The sequence below is a fragment of the Arthrospira sp. PCC 8006 genome (genome assembly GCF_046480465.1).
Classification (GTDB): Bacteria; Cyanobacteriota; Cyanobacteriia; order Cyanobacteriales; family Microcoleaceae; genus Limnospira; species Limnospira platensis.
The window spans coordinates 1-939 of sequence record NZ_PKGG01000481.1 but is presented as its reverse complement, the minus strand read 5'-3'; the positions used below and the strand labels follow the sequence as shown (position 1 = coordinate 939).

Genomic DNA, 939 nt, shown 5'->3' with positions numbered 1-939 from the left:
GACGGAAGAATACACCAGCAAAACCTGTACTCACTGTGGTCATGTGCATTCCCAGCTAGGTGGCTCAAAAGTGTTCCGATGTCCTGAGTGTGGGTTCACTCTACCCAGGGACTGGAACGGTGCTTTTGGAATCTTTCTAAAAGCTTTGCGGGATACCGCCTCTGTTACCTTAACGGGTAATAGTGCTATCGTCGCATTGTCAGGCAATAGCCGGATAAATGTCGCGTAAATGTATCAGACTGAGCCTCTGGTGATTTGGGAAGGCAATCGTAGGGGGTTGTCGCGATCGCACCTCCGCCCGGTTTCTGTTCGCGATGTGTCCCCCTCTCGATTGCCCGAACAACAAACTGATGTAAGGTCGATCGCGCCTCTTTACTTCCGGTGAAACTGCTACGAGTGTCAGCCTTTCCAGATTGCACTTGAGTAGCGCCCAACCCGCACAACTGCCGGAATCGTCCCATGGCTTTAGACTTGGGAAGGCATTTAAACATCTCATCAAAGGGTACGATCCGAGTGAGTAGCCAGCCCCGTTCGCGGGAACCAAAACCGAACTTATCAAACACCCGGTGGTAACAATCAAACTTCAGGGTAGTGCAGCCTAACATCTCCTGCTCTACCATCGCCTCCGACTGATGCCACATACAAATCTGTTGGGCTAGTCGGGCAGTCACTTCACTGATACCAGTTCCTTCACCCGCCGCGATCGCTTTCGCGTATTCATTGTCAAACTTGGTTTTAACCGCTTTGGGAATTTCCCAACTATAGCACTAGTCAATACGGTTAGGACGCAGCCTTGAGAACAGAATCCATGGCATCATAGAGAGAATCAAACTGCTCACGTGCAATGGCGAATGCGGGCTTTCAACCACGACCAACATTTCTCTATCTTGTTGAGGTCTGGCGAATAAGGTGGTAGATAGAGCAAACGGCATTGAGCCG

2 protein-coding genes and 1 pseudogene are annotated in these 939 nt (G+C 50.5%); 1 reads left to right on the top strand and 2 read right to left on the bottom strand.

Going from position 1 to position 939, the window contains the following annotated elements:
* The coding region (locus B9T16_RS28960) for a zinc ribbon domain-containing protein (RefSeq protein WP_410245705.1) at window positions 1-229 on the top strand (229 nt) is incomplete at its 5' end.
* Here the strand turns inward: B9T16_RS28960 and B9T16_RS28955 are convergent.
* Both B9T16_RS28955 and B9T16_RS28950 read right to left on the bottom strand, forming a co-directional pair.
* A complete protein-coding gene (locus tag B9T16_RS28955; RefSeq protein WP_014276004.1) occupies window positions 186-671 on the bottom strand; it encodes a transposase in 486 nt (161 codons plus the stop codon). The two genes, B9T16_RS28960 and B9T16_RS28955, sit on opposite strands and share 44 nt — an antisense overlap.
* Before the next feature lie 109 nt (window positions 672-780).
* Window positions 781-939 (bottom strand): annotated as a pseudogene (locus B9T16_RS28950) (transposase); the annotation flags it as partial.